At 26.0% G+C, this 19,461-nt stretch carries 15 protein-coding genes; 12 read left to right on the top strand and 3 right to left on the bottom strand.

The genetic code is table 11. The annotated features are described in order from the left end of the window. Nucleotides 1-35: 35 nt before the first annotated feature. Nucleotides 36-728, bottom strand: a complete 693-nt coding sequence (locus KQI36_RS07060) for an ATP-binding protein (RefSeq protein WP_216450317.1) — start codon at nucleotides 726-728, stop codon at nucleotides 36-38. Nucleotides 729-1,052: 324 nt separating this feature from the next. Beyond that, a complete protein-coding gene (locus KQI36_RS07055; protein ID WP_216450315.1) occupies nucleotides 1,053-1,727 on the bottom strand; it encodes a response regulator transcription factor in 675 nt (224 codons plus the stop codon). Nucleotides 1,728-1,945: 218 nt separating this feature from the next. Between KQI36_RS07055 and KQI36_RS07050 the strand changes: the two genes are divergently transcribed. The 8 genes from KQI36_RS07050 to KQI36_RS07015 all read left to right on the top strand — a co-directional run bounded on the left by KQI36_RS07050 (nucleotide 1,946) and on the right by KQI36_RS07015 (nucleotide 12,335). Further along, nucleotides 1,946-2,857, top strand: a complete 912-nt coding sequence (locus KQI36_RS07050; protein WP_216450311.1) for an ABC transporter ATP-binding protein — start codon at nucleotides 1,946-1,948, stop codon at nucleotides 2,855-2,857. After that, on the top strand, nucleotides 2,850-3,587 hold the full coding sequence (locus KQI36_RS07045; RefSeq protein ID WP_216450310.1) for a hypothetical protein: 738 nt from the start codon (nucleotides 2,850-2,852) through the stop codon (nucleotides 3,585-3,587). Before KQI36_RS07050 ends, KQI36_RS07045 begins: the two co-directional genes overlap by 8 nt. Before the next feature lie 24 nt (nucleotides 3,588-3,611). Beyond that, nucleotides 3,612-4,319, top strand: a complete 708-nt coding sequence (locus tag KQI36_RS07040; protein WP_216450308.1) for a hypothetical protein — start codon at nucleotides 3,612-3,614, stop codon at nucleotides 4,317-4,319. A gap of 52 nt (nucleotides 4,320-4,371) precedes the next feature. Next, a complete protein-coding gene (locus KQI36_RS07035) occupies nucleotides 4,372-5,136 on the top strand; it encodes an ABC transporter ATP-binding protein (RefSeq protein ID WP_216450306.1) in 765 nt (254 codons plus the stop codon). Next, entirely contained in the window at nucleotides 5,123-7,009 is a 1,887-nt protein-coding gene (locus KQI36_RS07030; RefSeq protein WP_216450305.1) for an FtsX-like permease family protein, read from the top strand. Before KQI36_RS07035 ends, KQI36_RS07030 begins: the two co-directional genes overlap by 14 nt. A gap of 630 nt (nucleotides 7,010-7,639) precedes the next feature. Further along, entirely contained in the window at nucleotides 7,640-8,191 is a 552-nt protein-coding gene (locus KQI36_RS07025) for a class D sortase (RefSeq protein ID WP_216450303.1), read from the top strand. Nucleotides 8,192-8,261: 70 nt separating this feature from the next. Next, nucleotides 8,262-11,843 (top strand): DNA polymerase III subunit alpha, encoded by a 3,582-nt coding sequence (locus KQI36_RS07020; protein ID WP_216450302.1) that lies wholly within the window; start codon nucleotides 8,262-8,264, stop codon nucleotides 11,841-11,843. 192 nt (nucleotides 11,844-12,035) lie between these two features. Then, complete coding sequence (locus KQI36_RS07015) at nucleotides 12,036-12,335, top strand: hypothetical protein (protein WP_216450301.1); 300 nt, start codon at nucleotides 12,036-12,038, stop codon at nucleotides 12,333-12,335. A 189-nt stretch (nucleotides 12,336-12,524) separates the two neighbouring features. Here the strand turns inward: KQI36_RS07015 and KQI36_RS07010 are convergent, their stop codons facing one another. Then, nucleotides 12,525-13,139 (bottom strand): GNAT family N-acetyltransferase, encoded by a 615-nt coding sequence (locus KQI36_RS07010; protein WP_216450300.1) that lies wholly within the window; start codon nucleotides 13,137-13,139, stop codon nucleotides 12,525-12,527. Nucleotides 13,140-13,578: 439 nt separating this feature from the next. Between KQI36_RS07010 and KQI36_RS07005 the strand changes: the two genes are divergently transcribed. The 4 genes from KQI36_RS07005 to pyk all read left to right on the top strand — a co-directional run bounded on the left by KQI36_RS07005 (nucleotide 13,579) and on the right by pyk (nucleotide 19,267). Then, complete coding sequence (locus tag KQI36_RS07005) at nucleotides 13,579-15,198, top strand: carbon starvation CstA family protein (protein WP_216450298.1); 1,620 nt, start codon at nucleotides 13,579-13,581, stop codon at nucleotides 15,196-15,198. Between the two features lie 111 nt (nucleotides 15,199-15,309). Further along, complete coding sequence (locus KQI36_RS07000) at nucleotides 15,310-15,822, top strand: DUF8052 family protein (RefSeq protein WP_216450297.1); 513 nt, start codon at nucleotides 15,310-15,312, stop codon at nucleotides 15,820-15,822. Nucleotides 15,823-16,418: 596 nt separating this feature from the next. Beyond that, nucleotides 16,419-17,390: a 6-phosphofructokinase gene (pfkA, locus tag KQI36_RS06995; protein WP_216450295.1), complete on the top strand. Its 972-nt coding sequence runs from the start codon at nucleotides 16,419-16,421 to the stop codon at nucleotides 17,388-17,390. Nucleotides 17,391-17,500: 110 nt separating this feature from the next. Then, nucleotides 17,501-19,267: a pyruvate kinase gene (gene pyk, locus KQI36_RS06990; protein ID WP_216450293.1), complete on the top strand. Its 1,767-nt coding sequence runs from the start codon at nucleotides 17,501-17,503 to the stop codon at nucleotides 19,265-19,267. The last annotated feature ends 194 nt before the right edge of the window (nucleotides 19,268-19,461 follow it).

Here is a 19,461-nt window from a genome sequence, read left to right as displayed (position 1 = left end):
AAGAAGCTCTTTAATTATTTTGAGCTTCTTTTCTTTTATATTTCTTTATCAGAAAAATTAGGAAAACCAATTGACACAGCGGTGTAACAATTAATTTTAGATTTAATAAAAATAGTATAGCCTACTTTATCACATAAAGATTTTACTAGATAAAGTCCAAGACCAGTGGATTTAGTATTAACTCTTCCATTATTTCCTGTAAAGCCTTTATTAAAAACCCTTGAAAGGTCTTCTTGTTTAATACCTATGCCATTATCATATATTGTAAGAATAAGATTATTATTTTCTATATGGCATCTTATTAAGATACATCCATTGTAATTAACATACTTTATAGAGTTACTTATTAATTGATCAATTACAAAAAATAGCCATTTTTCATCAGTTAATATGTAATAATCTAAATTAATAAGTTTCAATTTAAGCTTCTTTGATATAAAATACTTAGCATGTTTACTTATAACTTTTTCTATTATTTTTTTAACATTAACATTTGATATTATAAAATCTTTATCAAAATCATCTAATCTAGTTAAATAAAGTAATTTATTTAAAGAATCATCTATGTTCTTAACTTGAAAATCAATGTCTTTAAGAGTTGGTTCAAAGCTCAAATCCATATTTTCATCTATAATTAGTTTAATTATAGAGATAGGGATTTTTATATCATGAATCCATAATGTTATTAACTCCTCATTTTCAGTATATCCATCTATAAAAGTTTTCAAAGTATCTTCATATATCATATTTTGAGATTTAAATAAATTAAAATATAAACTCTCTTCATAAGTTTTATTTAGTTTAGATAATTCATTGAAATTTTTATTTTCTAAAGATGAATATAGTAATAGTAAAAATTTTTTTCTTTTATTATATAAATACAACAAGTATAGAGAAGAAAATAAAATATTAATTATGAATATGTATGAGAATATGTTAAAGATATCTCCTGTAATAGGAGAACAAATAATAATTAAATATAAAAATACTAAAAAACTGGTGTCAAATATAAAAAAGGTTTTATTGTCTTTAATAAATTTTAAAAAGTTCATTTAACTGATTATATATCCTATGCCACGTTTTGTTTCAATAAAATTTTCTAACCCCAGTTCTTTAAGTTTACCTCTTAACCTATTCACATTTACAGTTAAAGTATTATCATCGACAAAACAAGAGCTATCCCATAGTTTTTCCATAATTTTGTCTCTAGAGACAATTTGTTTATTATATTTCATAAGAATAGAAATAATTTTAAGTTCATTTTTAGTAAGTTCTATAGATTGCTCATTATAATATACAATGCCTTGGGTCAAATCTAAAGTTACATCATTATGTACCAAAATATCATTAGAATCACTTGTGAAATTATAGCTTCTTCTTAAAATAGCATTAACTTTTGCTAATAGTACATCAAAAGAAAAAGGTTTGCTAATGTAATCATCTGCACCGAAGTTAACTCCCATTATTATGTCCATGTTAGAATCTCGAGAAGAGATAATAATTATAGGTACTTTTGAAATTTTTCTTATTTCATTACACCAGTAAAAACCATCATAAAAAGGTAAATTCACATCTAAGAGAATTAAATTAGGATTAAATGCTTTGAATTCTGGCAAAATATTTTGAAAGTTTCCAACAGCTTTTGAATTATGACCCCATTTGTTTAAATGAATAGTTAATTGATTAGATAAATCTAAATCATCCTCCACTATAAGTATCTTAAACATAATACACCGTCCTTACCGTAAAAATACATTTTTTACTTACAATACAATTATAAATACATTTCTCTTTATAATAAAGTGAAAAATAGAAAATAAACATTATAATATTACAAAAATGTAAGTTTATAGGTAGAGTTTGTTATGTAATGAAATGGATAGGGTACTAATAAGGCGATAAAATATAAATAGATTCAAACATAAATGACTAGGGGGAAAAAATTATGAATAATATTTTAAAAATAAACAATGTAACTAAAAAGTATGGAACAAGGACTGTGCTTTCAAATATTAATTTCACTATGAATGAAGGTGAAATCATTGGGTTAGTTGGACCAAATGGAGCAGGCAAAACAACTATTATGAAAATAATAACTGGACTTACTAATAAGTATGATGGAGAAGTTTTTATACAAAATGAAAACATTATGAACATGAAAAAAAGTAAAACAAAAAAAGTAGGATGTGTTATAGAAACTCCAGGATTATATCCTAATTTAACTGGATATGAAAATTTAGAGTTTTTCGCTCAAATATCAGGAGTGAAAAATAATGATGAAATTTCTACAATTGTAAAAATGTTAGGTTTAGAAGATGCTATTAATAAAAAAGTAAAAACATATTCTTTAGGTATGAGACAAAGATTAGGTATTGCACAGGCAGTACTTTCATACCCACCATTACTTATACTTGATGAACCTACTAATGGATTAGATCCAAATGTAATAATAGAAATAAGAAAATTTATAAAATATATTTCAGAAAAAAAGAAAACTACAGTTTTAATATCAAGTCATATACTTTCAGAAATTGAGATGCTTTGTGACAGAGTTATATTTATGCAAAAGGGCGAAGTAATTAGATGCGAGGATTTAAAAAACAAAGGTAGTGAAATAGCTACTACTGTTTTTGAAACTAAAAATATAGAAGAATTTAAAAGATTTTTTAAAGAAAAAAATATAGAGTTTTCAACTGAAGATGTAGATAAAGTAAAAATACAAAAAAATAAAATTGAGATTCAACAAATTATAAAAGAACTTATAAATGATGGAATTTTATTTACAAGTGTTTATGAAGAGAAGGAAAGTTTAGAAGAAAAATTTATGAAAACAGTAGGCGGTGATATAAATGTTTAAATTATTAAATTTATCTTGGAAAACTATTAAAAACATACTTCAATCTAAACAATATATTTTAGGAACAATATTATGCTTTATATATTCCGCTATATGGATTTTCTTTATACAACCTGGTGGATACGATATTAATTGTTATAATTTTGAATTTTTGCGTATGTTATATATTGGTATAGTATATCTAAGCTTTTTAGTATTAGCAAATGATATAGAACATAATACAACAAAAACAATATTTTCAGGAGTTTTTACAAGAACAGAAATAATGATTTCTAAAATAATTTCTTTAATTTTATTAGGGGTAATAGTGTGGATTACGACAGAGGTTAACGGATTGTTTGCAGCACTTTCAATACCTAATAAATTAGGCATTGAAAGTTTTATACATCTAAATCATTTAAGATTATTAATAGCTTTAGTGGCAACAACGTTCACTATAGGGGCATTAGCTATGGTTATAGTATCTATAACTTATGAAACAAAAATAACTGTAGTTGTAGGTAGCTTGATTTTAGGAGTAGTAAATTTCTTGGCAGCAGCGTTTGTAGTAACGGTTAATAAGTTAGTGGAAGTACCAACAGGTTTATATATATTTACTAAAACACCTTTTTATATAACTTCTGAATTAATGAATGGAAGTAATTTAAATGGAGTATTAGTTATGATTTGCTGGGGAATAGCATTTTCTATAATTTCCTTATTAATAATGAATAAAAGAGAGATTAAATAATTTGTAAAAGGAGCAAAAATAGATATGAATAAAATTTTTGATTTAACTTTAAAGGAAAGAAAAGTATTTAAGGAAAATAGAAACATAGTATTAATTATAATAATATGTTGTTTAATGGCTATATTGGGAAGCCGTAATATAGAAAGTTTTCCAGGAAATTTTAACAACATGTTGTCCTATGGAATCTTAATAACTAATTTTTTCATATTAGGAAAAGGTTTTGAAAAAAATGTTAATAGAGTACTATATTCAGGAGTTTATAGTAGATTTCAAATATTTCTATCTAAATTAATATCAATAATTATGAATTCAATTATATTTTATATAGCACTTATTTTAGGAAGTATAGTTGTTAGTATCATTTCTAATACAGGTTTAGATTCAATGAATTTTATAAATAGTATAAAAGATTTATCATATTTTATTCTTTATAGCTGTAGCTTAGCTTTAAGTATATTTTTAATGACTATGTTAGCTGATAATAGTAATATTGGTGCAATAGTAACTTATATATGCTATTTTGATTTAATATTAGCTCTTTTCGGAAATGCGCTACAATCTTCAAGACTAAGTGATGGAGTAAAAACAATAATAGAAAATTTACCATTTTATTCAACTAATATGATGTTTCAAAGTAAAATATATACTTTTTCTCAAGTTAGTGTATTAATTATATTTAGTATGGTTGTATTTGCAACTAATTGTTATATATTGAATAAAAAAGAATTATAATATAATATATAACATTAAAAATATAATTTAACAGTTTTAAAGGAGAAGTTATATGGATAATATACTTGTGGTAGATAATGTAAGTAAGATTTATGGATTTGGAAATAATAAATTTAAAGCACTTAAAAACATAAGTTTTACTGTTAATAAAGGAGAATTTATAGGGATAATGGGACCTTCAGGATCAGGAAAAACTACGTTGCTAAATATAATTTCTAGTGTTGATAGTATTACAGATGGAAGTGTTCTTTTAAATAATATAAACATAAATAGACTTAATGATAAGGAAATATCAAAACTTAGACAAGAGGAGTTAGGATTTATATTTCAAGAGACAAGCCTTTTAGAATCTTTAACTATAAAGGAAAATATAATATTACCATTAACTTTTAAAAATGAGAAAGTAGAAATAATGGAAAGTAAGGTTGAAGATTTAACTAAAAAACTAGGTATTTATGATGTGTTAAGTAATTATCCTTATGAAATTTCAGGTGGTCAAAAACAAAGAGCTGAGGCTTGTAGAGCAATTATAACAAATCCATCATTAATTTTAGCAGATGAACCAACAGGATCACTTGATTCTAATAATTGTAAAATATTTTTAAGTAATTTACAAAATTTAAACAAGGAATATAAGATAACAATAATTATGGTTACACATGATCCACTGGCAGCTAGTTATGCAGATAGAATTTTATTTATAAAAGATGGAAGAATATTTACTGAAATAGTAAAAGGTGAAAGTAAAGAAGAATTTTATTTTAAAATAACAGATATGATTGCAATGCTTGGGGGAATAAAAAATGAAATTTGTTAAAGTCTTTCTTAAAAATTTCAAGAAAGATTTTGCAAGTTTTAAAGAATATTTTTTTATATTAATTTGTTATGTTTTTGCTATATGTACATTAATTATTATAAGTGATAAAAATTTTTCTAAAGAAATAGGTATTTTTTTTATTATGTTAATTATTTATTCAATTATAATTTTTACAATTATTTTTGGCATTCTTTTAGGATTAAGTAATGTTAATTTAGTAAACAGAATAAAAAAGCAAATAGGTGTATATAGAGTTCTTGGTGTTAGAAAGAAGAAGGTTTATTTCTTCTTTTTAATAAAAAAATTAATAGTATTGTTTATAGCTTCAACTTTAGGAATTTTTTTAGCAACCATATTATCAAAGTTAATGTTAATGATTATTTTTACTTTATCTAAAAATAAACAATATGCTTCAATAAATATAAATTTTAAAGAACTAATAATTACATTAATAATTATAAGCATATTTTTTATAATTTCAGAAATCAAAAGTTATAAACTTATAACATCATGTGAATTGATAGAATTATTGAAAAATAAAAAAGAAAAAGTTATGTGTAAAAATCAATCTATTTTCAAATGTACTTTAGGAATAGTACTAATAATTACATCATATGTTTTAGCACTTACTCCATTAATTAGATCTTCATTAGATTTTTGTTTTCTAGTGCTAATTATTAATATAATAGGAACTTATTTTTTCTTTTTTAGTACTATAGTTATCCTAGTAAGTGTTTTAAAAAAATCTAAAAAATTATATTATAGAGGAGAAAATTTAATATTTATATCTGATATAAGTAATAAATTGAGCAGTAATGCCAAAATCTTAACTATTAACACTGTAGTAATAGCTTGTGCAGTAACTATTTTGAGTATTACATCTTCCATATATTATGATACAGTAAAAAATTCTAAAAATGATTATAAATTTAGTTTTGTGATTACAAAGGATTATACATATAAAGATGATTTAGATAATATTTTTAAAAAATATCAAGACAATAAAATTATATTAGATAAAACAATAAAAACAATAAGATTTGATAATAAATACCATTTAAATCAAGTATTAGGCAGTAAAAGTGGAATTGTTGAAAGTTATATGGATTTTATTAGCGAAAGTGATTACAGATATATATCTAAAGTTAAAAATATTAATATAGTAGAATTTGAAAGTAATGAATGTATTATATTTAAACAGTCAGCAGGAGTAGGGCTTTATAATTTTATAGAGGGAACTTATATGCAAAGTAGTAAAGATAATACTAATTTAAAAATAAAAAAACAGTATAATGAAGGATTGATAAATAAAAGAGTAGGTATGGATTTAGTTGTAGTTAAAGATGAAATTTATAATAAAATTAAATCTTTAGGTAAAACAAATGTATATAGGCTTATAGATGTAAAAAATGAGGATAGTAGTTTAGGTATATATAATGAATTAAAGGGTAAAAATTTAGATTTCAATTCATATATTGGACGCTATAAAATGGATTTAAAAACTTACGGACCAATGCTTTTTTTAGGTGGATTTATATTTTTAATTTTAATTATATGTAATGGTGGAACTATTTTATTAAGGCAAATAAATAGTGTATATAGTGAAAAAGAAAAATATTTTGCATTAAAAAATTTAGGTGTATCAAATAATTCAATAAATAAAATTATAAATAAAAAAATAAAAACCATATTTATAGTGCCGTTAATAATTGCAACATTAGATAATGTTTTCGTAAACTTAATAGTAGAAAAGTTAATGGGTAGAACTATATTTATACCTTCTTTATGTAGTCTTATATGTTGTTATAGCATATATATATTCATAGGATATTTTGGAATAAAATATTATAAAAATGCAGTGAAATTTTATTAATGATGAAAAATATAAAATATTAGTTTAAAATAACTATTTATTTTATATTTTTTTATTTGAAAAGTTTTAAATAAGTAACAAGCTAAAAATTAAAATCATTATAGGATTCCAAAATAGTGAGGCATGCTCCGAATTACATAAAATTCAACACTTCATTTTGTATAAAAATGTTTTAAGGTTAGTGAATAAATTTTTGTTATCAGTTGAGAAAAATAAGTACAACTACTCACTCTTAACTTTTAATTAAAATAATCTCTTAGTTATTGATAAAATATTAATTTGAGTTTTCTTATTTGATAAATGAGTAACTTTAAAACTTAACTTGGAACCCTATATATGTAGAAAGGTTTTAAATTTAATTTTATTTATAGTAAAATAAAGTTAAATTTATTTTTTTATTTACTAGTTTTATATATTTTATTCTAAAATATATAATTATGGAAACAATTAAAATAGTATTTATATGTCTTAAGAAAAATTTCAAATATATATTTAAAATAGAGTTGTGAATTTAAAAGGCTAAATAAAAATTAATTCTTTTGACACAAATAGTATAATTTGGAATATAAAAATTAAATCACATATGGTGTATAATATAAAAAGTAATTATTTTTAGGAGGAGAATAGATTTTGAGTGTAAAAAAAATATTGATAAATGGATTAGCTGGAATTTTATTAATTTCAGGTATTGCCATGATAGCTATGGGGACTAATAATAAGTTTAAAACTAAAAAGGCACAAGATAAGTATATTCAAAGTTTTGAAAAAAGTGTAAAAGAGGGGAAAATAGAAGATACAACTGTTCTTGGAATTCTTGAAATACCTAATATTGGATTAAAGGTAGCGGTTAAGGAAGGAACAGAGGAAGAAACAATCGATTATGCTGTAGGTCATTTTTTGAATACTGCAATGGCAGGTGAAAATGGAAATTTTGCATTAGCTGGACATAGAAATTATTCTACAGGAGAGTTCTTTTTAAAATTAGATCAACTAAAAAAAGGTGATATAATAAAATTTACTACATATGATTCAAACTACACTTATGAAGTAAGTGGCAGCGAAATTGTAAAACCTAATAATATGGATGTTTTAAAGGAAACTTCAACTCCTACAATAACCCTTGTAACATGTAGTGATGATGGAAGTGAAAGGTTAATTATAAAAGGTAGTCTTAAAAAGTAATTAATAGTTTAAAGTGGATAAATAAAGACTTATGTTGAGATATACACGAGATATAGAGAGGAGGATGGATATGAATGAAAATTTACATAAAGAGGACTTAGGAAAATTTGTTCATCTTCATGTGCATACAGGATATAGCCTTTTAGATGGTTCAGGTAAAATAAATAAATTAATTGAAAAAACTAAAGAACTAGGAATGAAAAGTATAGCTATAACAGATCATGGCGTTATGTATGGATGTGTAGACTTTTATAAAGCAGCTAAGGACGCAGGTATAAAACCTATAATCGGTTGTGAAGTTTATGTAGCATCAAACTCTATGTTTATTAAAGATAATCGTAGTGAAAATAAAACAAACCATTTAGTGCTACTTGTTAAAAATGAGCGTGGATATGAGAACTTAATGGAGATAGTATCTAAGGCATCTATAGAAGGATTTTATTATAAACCAAGGATAGATCATGAATTTTTACAAAATCATAGCGAAGGAATTATAGCACTAAGTGCATGTTTAGGTGGAGAAGTTCAATCACATTTGCTTAATAATAATAAAGAAAAAGCAAAAGAGGCTGCATTAAGATTTAAGAGCATATTTAAAGATGATTTTTATTTAGAACTTCAATATCATAATCTTGAGGACCAGTTAAAAGTAAATGAAATGCTCATAGAGTTATCTAAAGAATGTGATATACCGTTAGTTTGCACAAATGATATACATTATATAGATAAAAAAGATGCTAAATCTCATGATGTCCTACTTTGTATACAAACAGGAAAAACAGTAGAAGAAAAAGATAGAATGAGATATCCATCTAATGAATTTTATTTAAAGTCTCCAGAGGAAATGGAAAAAGCATTTGGATATATACCAGAAGCTTTGGAGAATACAGTTAAAATTGCAGAAATGTGTGATTTTGATTATGAATTTCATAAATCTAAATTGCCTAAGTTTCCATTACCAGAAGGCGTTGAGGCTTATGAATATTTAAAAAAAGTATGCTATGAGGGATTAATAGAGAAATATGATGCTTTTAATGTACTAAAAGATAAAGATTTGAACTATGAAGAAGTTAATTTAATTGGGGAAAAAAATAAACAGGCTCAAAATCTTATAGATAGATTAGAGTATGAGCTTAGAATAATTAGAGAAATGGGATATGTAGATTATTTCTTGATAGTTTGGGATTTTATAAAATTTGCAAATGAAAATGGTGTACCAACAGGGCCGGGAAGGGGTTCGGCTGCAGGTGCTATAGTTGCATATACATTAGATATAACTAAAATCGATCCTATAAAATATGGACTTATATTTGAAAGGTTTTTAAATCCTGAAAGGGTTAGCATGCCAGATATAGACTCGGATTTTTGTTATGAAGGAAGACAAAAGGTTATAGATTATGTTGTTGAAAAGTATGGAAAAGATAATGTATCTCAAATTATAACTTTTGGAACTATGGCTCCAAGAGCTTGTATAAGAGATGTAGGAAGAGCTATGGATTATCCTTATGCAGAAGTTGATAGAATAGCTAAAATGATTCCAACAGTTTTAAATATCACAATAGAAAAAGCACTAGAAATGAATCCAGAGTTAAAACAAGCCTATGATGATGAAGAAAGAGTTAAAGAACTTATAGATGTGGCAAAGGATTTAGAGGGACTTCCAAGACATAGTTCAACTCATGCTGCTGGGGTAGTTATAGCATCTAAACCTCTTGTAAGCTATGTGCCACTTCAAAAAAATGAGGAAATGATAGTTACGCAATTCACAATGGGAACTTTAGAAGAACTTGGACTTTTAAAAATGGACTTTCTTGGGTTAAGAACATTAACTGTAATGAGAGATTGCCTTAAATTTATAAAAGAAAATAGAGGAATTGATATAGATTTAGACAAGATTGATTTAGATGATCAAAATGTTTATAAAATGATAGGTGAAGGTAAAACTGTAGGGGTATTCCAGCTGGAGTCTGCGGGTATGACAAGTTTCATGAAGGAGTTAAAGCCAGACTCTCTAGAAGATATTATAGCGGGAATAAGTCTTTATAGACCAGGTCCTATGGCTGAGATACCTAGGTATATAGAAAGTAAAAGAAATCCTAATAATGTTCAGTATGAAACAAAGGAACTTGAAGACATACTAGATGTAACCTATGGAGTTATGGTTTATCAAGAACAGGTAATGGAAATAGTTAGAAAGCTAGGTGGATATTCACTAGGGCGAAGTGATATGGTTAGAAGGGCTATGTCAAAGAAAAAGCATAAGGTGATGGAAGAGGAAAGAAAAAACTTTATCTATGGTATTGTAGATGATGATGGTAATGTTGAAGTGCCAGGTTGCATTAGAAATGGTATTTCAGAAGAGGCTGCAAATAAAATATTTGACCAAATGATGGATTTTGCTTCTTATGCTTTCAATAAAAGTCATGCTGCTTGTTATGCTGTAATAGGATATCAAACAGCCTATTTAATGAGATACTATCCAGCAGAGTTTATTGCAGCAATGTTAAACTCCGTAAAAGGAATTAATGAAAAGGTGGCATATTATATTAGATTTGCTAATCAATTAGGTATAGAAGTATTTCCACCGGATATAAATGAAAGTTATTCTGATTTTACAGTAAGTGAAAATAGCATAAGATTTGGACTTTCAGCAATAAAAAACGTTGGAGAAAATGTTATAGAATCTATTGCTAAAGATAGGGAGGAAAAAGGGAAGTTCACAGGATTTATGGATTTTTGCAATAAGATAGATACATCTATTGTAAATAAAAGAGCAGTAGAAAGTCTTATAAAATCTGGTGCATTTGATTCTTTAGGTATTTATCGTTCTAAACTTTCAGCAGTATATGAAAGAGTTTTAGAGGGGGTAAATAACGAAAGAAAAAGAAATGTAAAAGGACAAATAAGCTTATTTACAGATATATTAGATGATGAGGCAAATTCAGAAGTAGATTTTCCTGATATAAAAGAATTTAATAAAAGAGCAATTTTAGCTATGGAAAAAGAAATGACAGGAATATATTTATCTGGTCATCCATTAGATGATTATGAAAAATCTTTAAAAATGCAGACAAGTCATAATATATCAGATTTGCTTAAAAGTGAAAACTTAGAGGATAATATAGATATAGAAGAAGATACCTCTAAAGTAAGCGATAATGATAGGGTTATAGTTGGAGGGTTAATTTCAACTGTAAATAGAAAAATAACTAAAAATAATACTATGATGGCATTTTTGACTTTAGAAGATTTATATGGAGCTATAGAAGTTGTAGTTTTCCCTAAAACCTTTGAAAGATATAGAAATCTCTTAAATGAAGATGAGGTTGTATTAGTTAAAGGAAGGGTTGCTGTACGAGAAGATGAGCAAAATAAAATTTTGTGTGAACAGATAGACCCACTAGTAAATATAAGCAAGGATAAAATATATGTTCTTATAGAGGATAAAAGTAAGTTAAAATTAGCTACAGAAGAAATAAAAAGAAAATTTTTAGATTTAAAAGGTAATACTCCGGTGTATTTATGTACAGCTGATGATAGAAAATCATATTTGTTAGACAAAGGTTATTGGCTAGAAAATGAGTATGATAGTATAAAGCTTTTAAAAGATATTTTTGGAGAAAATAACGTAAAAGTTATGGAACAAAAATAGTTGTTATAGGATTCTAAAATTACATTCTAATTAAACATTGTAAATTTTGGATGACTAGAATAACAATTAAAAACTATGGATAAACATATATTTATCCATAGTTTTTACTATATATAAATTAAAGACTATGAGATTTTATAATTATTTTAGTATTGTTTACAAATTATACAGAGTAAAATCGGGAGGGGTTTTATGAAGGAAATAATTAATAAAAAATATTTTAATAAAAAAGATATATTAATGTGGGCTATAATTATATTGCAATGGCCAATTAGTAAAAAAATTAATAATGATTATGTACTTATTGTTTTTAATTTATTATTTTCATTTAGTATGATGTATTTAATCATTTCTTTAATAAAAGATATGGTTATTAGTGATAGAGAAAAATCTAAGATTAATAGACCTAAAAAGTTTTTTATACTAAGTTTATTATTAGTAGGCACAATATTAGGAGCTACTTGTTTATATATAAGTTTAAAGAGCATTTAATATTGATTGGAGTTAAGTCTTAATTTATTAAAAAATATCTAAAAAAGAATTAATAAAAAGGTTAAGTTTAAAAATGGTACCTATAGAATGGACGCAATAAAAAAATAGTTTCATCTATAGGTACTTTTTCATATAAACATCTTAAGTTGAAGAATATAATGTAGTAAAAGTAAAAGTATTTATTGAATATTACTTTTTTAACATCCAATAAGGCATAGTTGGAACTTCATCTTGATATATTGGAATCTTTACATCATTTCGTGATTTCCCATAGATAGATTTATGATCATCCATTATCTTAGAGATTTCTGATTGACTTGATATAATATCATCACTAAGAATTAAAGCCTGCCATCTCATGCCACATGTAGCCATTTCATATAAGGGTTTAAATCCATTTCTTTTATAGAAGTTTATTCTACGCTTACGTAAATTATTTTCAGAAGTAGAGTCTTCAGAAACTGGCAGCTCAGATTCTACTATTATATATTTATTTTTGTAGTATTTTTTAAGGTACAATAAAATTTTACTTCCTAGTCCATTATTGCGTAAGTGTGAAGGTACGCCAAGATAATCTAAGAGTAATAAATCTATATTTGGAGATTTCCAAATAGCTGCATACCCAACCATTTGATTATAATGTTCATCAAATAGTCCTAATAAATCATATTGACCAGAATTTTGAAGTTTTATAATATCAGCTAGAGGTTTTCTTTCTTGTAAGTTAAAGTCCTTTTCAAACTCCTGTGTGTACCAATATGTTACTTCTGAATCTGTCATAAGACGAAGATTTAAATCACCCATTTTCTCACTCCTATCGTTATTAAATAGTTAATGATATAGTGCCAGATTTTTATTACCATTAAGTGAATATATAATAATAAATTTTACAATTAACAATATTATAGCATATATAAGTTTAATGATTCCTTTATAGTAAACAGCTAAAATAATAAAATCTTTTCTGTAAAGAGGTCATATAGAATCATCTTTTATTATATTTTTCACAATAGATATAGTTTATTTTATATTTAACTTTTTAATTTTTTTAATTACACATAAATAAAAAGTAAATAAATATATATATTGTAAAGAACAAAAAAAATAGAACTTGAAATTTTATACATAGGATGTGTTAAAAACATTTAGAAAATCATTTTAATATAAATTTCTACAAAATTTGTATTAGGATTTTATAAGTGTTATTTTACATGTTCAATATTATATTAAAGGAGGCTTTTTTATGAATGCTATAGTTTTGCTTTTAGGAGCTATAGTGATATTTATTGTCGCTTATTTAACCTATGGAAGTTGGCTTGCTAAAAAGTGGGGTATAGACCTTAATAGAAAGACACCTGCACATACTAAGTTTGATAATGTGGATTATGTGCCTGCTGATGCAAGAGTTTTGTTAGGTCATCACTTTTCATCTATAGCAGGTGCAGGACCTATAACTGGGCCAATTGTTGCTTCAGTATTTGGATGGCTACCAGTGTATTTATGGATATTAGTAGGTAGTGTGTTTGTTGGAGGAGTACATGATTTTGGTTCACTTTTCGCATCAATAAGACATGATGGAAAAAGCATAGGAGAGATAATAAAAACTACTTTAGGAGAAAAAGGAAAATTATTATTTAATATTTTTGCATGGTCTACATTAATTTTAGTTGTTGCAGCATTTACTGATATATGTGCAAGTTCATTTGCATATGACCCAGAAAATTTAGCTGGTGCACAGGCGGGAACAGCATCAATGCTTTTCATTATATTAGCAGTAGGGTTTGGATTTTTTGTTAATAAAAAAGGTAAAGGTGTAGGTATATCAACGGTAGTTGGAGTTATTTTATTATTTTTATGTGTATGGGTTGGATACTTATTCCCAATAATTAAATTATCTAAAGGGGCATGGATGGTAGTACTTATAATATATATAGCAGCAGCATCAATTTTACCAGTCTGGATATTGCTTCAGCCAAGAGATTATTTATGTTCATTTTTACTATATTCAATGTTGATTTTAGGAACAATAGGAATATTTGTAAGTAATCCTACTTTAGAAATTGCAAGCTTTGCAGGGTTTACAACTGCAAAAGGTGAAACCTTATTTCCATTTTTATTTGTAACTGTAGCTTGTGGTGCAGTTTCTGGTTTTCACTCTCTTATAGGTTCTGGAACATCTTCAAAACAAATAAATAAAGAGGGAGATGCAAAACTTGTAGGATATGGTGCAATGCTTATAGAGGGAATAGTTGCAGTTATAGCATTAATAGCTGTAGCCTCATTTAAAGGTGTAGAAGGTGCACCGGCAGCTGTATTTGCTAGTGGTATTGCAAATTTTATGAGTAGCTTTGGAGTACCAGTAAAAGTAGGAAAAGTTTTTATTATGCTAACATTTGCATCCTTTGCATTAACTAGTCTAGATTCAGCAACAAGAATAGGAAGATATATTTTCCAAGAAACTTTTTCAGATTCTGATGAAAAAATAAAAAAAGTTTGTTGTAATAAATGGTTTGCAACTATAGTAACAGTAGCAGCATCAGGTTTATTAACATTATATGGATATACTAAGATTTGGCCTATATTTGGATCTGCAAATCAACTTTTAGCAGCTTTAGCATTATTAGCACTAAGTACATGGCTTATGAAGGTTGGAAAAAACCATACTATGGTAATAATACCTATGATATTTATGTTTATAGTAACAGTATCAGCACTTTTAATATTAATATATCAAAACCTATTTACAGGTGGTAGCATAATTTTAGGAATATTAGGAGCATTACTGTTAATAGTAGCAATAATGTTATTGGTAGAGTCATATAGACAATTAAAGATTTTAAAAAATAATGCAAAAACTAATTAAAAAGTAAACTAATTTAAATTTCATTATAGAAAGAAACTAGCGATTAATAAAATAAATAGCTAGTTTCTTTCAAATTTTATATTCCAATTAATTTGTTAGGAGAGTTTTAATATGGATTCAATAACTTATATGAAAAAGTTAGAGCAAATGTATGAAAAAAATTTTCAAGTTATAAAAGATAGAACAATTAGTAAAAAAAAGTATGATTTATATGCTCATTATAAAGACATTGCAGGAAGAACTTTGATAACTAAAAATGATATAATTGATAAATTTGAGGTTAATGAATATTGTCTTGTTAAAAAAATTGATAATTTAAACGAAAAAATAGTAGGTGAATTCTTAAAACATAGTAAAAGCTTAATAAAAGAAATTGTAAAACCTCATGTGGAACATAAAAAAAGTAATATTACATTAATATTGCTTTGTAAAAAACCACTTTTTCAAAACACTGTACAAGCTATAAAAAAATTCAAATGTGAAAAGACTCATTGTTTCTATTTTTGTGGTATAACAGAAGTAAGGTTAGTTGTTATTGATTTAGAAAAAGAAAAGGTGTATACAAGCAAGAAAGCAAAGGAATTGGAGAAAATATACTTAAATAAATTAGAAAATGTTGTATAATAGTATATTTAAAGATTAATATCTTATTCAAAATATAATCTAATAAATCTTTGAAATTTGCTTTATAATAATATATAGAATAACTATGCTAAAATGTATTTATATTTTTTAGGTTGGAGAATATAAATACAGATTAATTAATAAACAAAAGTTTTAAAAGTTATTGATTAAATCTTTTAATTTGCTTAAAATTTAAAGTATAAAGTTATGGAAATTTTTGTTTTAAAGTTTGCATTTTTGGTCAAATTAATAAGAGGAAAAAATTAAATTATAAATTAGTTAAAAGTAATAGAGAAAACTAAAAATGAATTTTAAAACTCAAAAATATGTTTATTATTAGAAATATAATTATTAGTACTCATCACAACTTTTAAATAAACTAAGATATTAATTATGAGTAAAATACTAATTTGAATTTTCTCATCAATAAATGAATAAGTTTAAAATTAAACTTAGAACCCTATAATATGCACATAATTTAATTTGTCAAAATTTTAATTTAATTATTACAATGCTAAAAAATTCATATAAATAATTTTAAAATTTAACAAAATGTAATTAATAATAAAAAGTAAGAAGCAAAGGAGGCGTTATTAATGAAAACTATAGGTGTTTTAACAAGTGGTGGAGATGCTCCAGCTATGAATGCAGCAATAAGAGCAGTAGTAAGAATGGGTACAGATAATAACTTAAGAGTTTTAGGAATACAAAATGGATATAATGGTCTTATAGAAGGCGATATTGTTGAAATGCAAAGATTTTCCGTATCAGATATAATTCACAGAGGTGGAACAATACTTAAAACTGCTAGAAGCGAAGAGTTTAGAACTCCAGAGGGAAGAGAACGTGCTAAAAAGGTAATGGATATTTTTAAAATAGATGGACTTGTGGTAATTGGTGGTGATGGTTCTTTTAAAGGTGCGAAACTCTTATCAGAACTAGGTGTGCCAGTAATAGGAATACCAGGAACAATAGATAACGACTTATCATATACAGATTACACAATAGGTTTTGATACAGCATTAAATACAATATTAGACTGTATAAATAAAATTAGAGATACATCTACTTCACATCAAAGAATTAGTATAATTGAAGTTATGGGAAGAGAATGTGGAGACTTATCTTTATTTGCAGGAATTGCAGGTGGAGCAGAAAGTGTAATAATACCAGAAGTGGAATTTAGTTTTGAAGAAATATGTACTTCTATATTTGAAGGTAAAAGAAAAGGAAAGCTTCACAATTTAATAATATTAGCAGAAGGTGTTGCAAAAAATATAGGTGGAGCAGAAAAATTAGCAAAAGATTTAGAAGATGTAACTGGACTTCAGTGTAGAGCAACAGTTCTTGGATATATTCAAAGAGGTGGAAACCCAAGTGCATTTGATAGAATACTTGCTTCAAAATTAGGAGTAAGAGCTGTAGAACTTTTAATGGAAGGTGCAAGTGGGAGAGCTGTAGGAACTAAAAATGGTCAAATAATAGATATGGATATAAAAGAAGCTTTAGAAATAGAAAAAACCTTTGATAAAAGATTGTATCATATAGCACGAATTTTATCATACTAATAAATTGTATGGAAAAAATATTATTAAACTTAATGAAAAAATATTAAATCGATAGGAGAGAAATAGGATAAACAAAAGTTTAAGTCTATTTATTAAGGAGGCAAAAAAATATGAAAAAAACTAAAATAGTATGCACCATAGGACCAACAACAGATGATAAAGAAATTATAAAAGAGCTTATGAAGTGTGGGATGAACGCAGCAAGACTTAATTTTTCTCACGGTAGCCATGAGGAACATAAAAATAGAATTAATATGATCAAAGAAGCTAGAAGTGAACTGAAAAAATATATAGCTATAGTATTAGATACAAAGGGTCCAGAAATTAGAACACATAAATTTGAAAATGGAACTGTAGAATTAACACAAGATAGAGAGTTTGTTATACATTGTAAGGAAGAAATTATAGGTGATGAAACTAAATGCTCTGTTACTTATGGAAATTTATATGAAGATGTTGAACCTAAAGATACTATATTAATTAATGATGGACTTGTTGCTTTAGAGGTTCAAAGAATAGAAGGAACTAAAGTATATACAATAGTTAAAAATACTGGAGTTATTGGTGACAATAAAGGTATTAATGTTCCTAATGTGGCAATAAATCTGCCAGCATTAACTGAAAAAGATATAGCTGATTTAAGGTTTGGAGCTGAAAATGATGTTGATGTAGTAGCTGCTTCATTTATAAGAAAAGCTTCTGATGTTTTAGACATAAAAAAGGTTTTATCTAAGGCAGGAGCAGAACATATACAAGTATTTTCTAAAATAGAAAATAGACAAGGTGTAAATAATATAGATGATATAATAAAATTTTCTGATGGAATAATGGTTGCTAGAGGTGACTTAGGTGTTGAAATACCAGCAGAAGAAGTTCCTGTAGTACAAAAGATGATAATAGAGAAATGTAATATAGCTGGAAAACCTGTAATAACAGCAACTCAAATGTTGGATTCTATGATAAGAAATCCAAGACCTACAAGAGCTGAAGCTTCTGATGTTGCAAATGCTATATTTGATGGAACAGATGCTATAATGCTAAGTGGAGAAACTGCAAATGGAAAATATCCCGTTGAAGTTGTAAAGACAATGGCAAACATTGCAAGAACATCAGAAAATTATATAAATTATGATTCAAAATTAAACTATAGTAGAAAAAGTCATATACCAAATGTTTCTAATGCTATAAGTTTAGCTACTTGTACAACAGCGTCAGAATTAAATGCATCAGCAATAATAACTGCAACACAAAGTGGACACACAACTAAACAAGTATCTAAATATAGACCTAAGTGTCCAATAATAGCAGTAACACCAAGTGAAAGAGTTGCTAGAAGTTTAGCATTAAATTGGGGCGTTTATGCTATACAAGCAGAAAAAATAGATAATACAGATGAACTTATGGAAAACTGTGCAAAAGTTTCATTAGAAAAAGGATATGTAAAAAGAGGGGATTTAGTTGTAATGGTAGCAGGTATCCCAGCTAACTTTGTAGGAAGTACTAATATGATGAAAGTTCATGTTATTGGGGATATATTGATTCAAGGAACAGGAACTATAGAGACTACAGCTTATGGAACGGCATTATGTGTTGATAATGCCAAGGAAGCAATAGATAATATAGATGAAGGAGAAATTCTTGTTGTAAAAAGATTGGGTAGAGAATACTGTGAAGTTATAGATAAAGTTTCAGGAATAATTGTTGAAGAGGATGAGATGAGCTCAAGTGTAGTTATTGATTGCACAGCAAAAGATATTCCAATAATATATAGTGCAGTGGATGCCATGGAAATAATAAAGACTGGAGCATTTATAACACTACATTCAAATAAAGGTGTGGGAATAGTTTATTCTGGAAGAGCTAATATTAGTCACTAAAAGTTTAAATATAAGTATATAAAAGTATATTATTTTATGAAAAATATAGATAATATTTTAGATATTTCATTAGTTCTAAAAAAGTTAACATAGAAATAGATATAAAAAAATAAAATCTACTGTTTATTATATTATTTTTTTGATATAATATTATATTGTATTTTAATTTATTTATGTTGTTATAGTGAATAAAG

The sequence above is a fragment of the Clostridium senegalense genome, from assembly GCF_018916625.1.
Lineage (GTDB): Bacteria > Bacillota > Clostridia > Clostridiales > Clostridiaceae > Clostridium_J > Clostridium_J senegalense.
The sequence above is the reverse complement of the archived record's forward strand: the minus strand, read 5'-3'. Positions and strand labels throughout refer to the sequence as shown.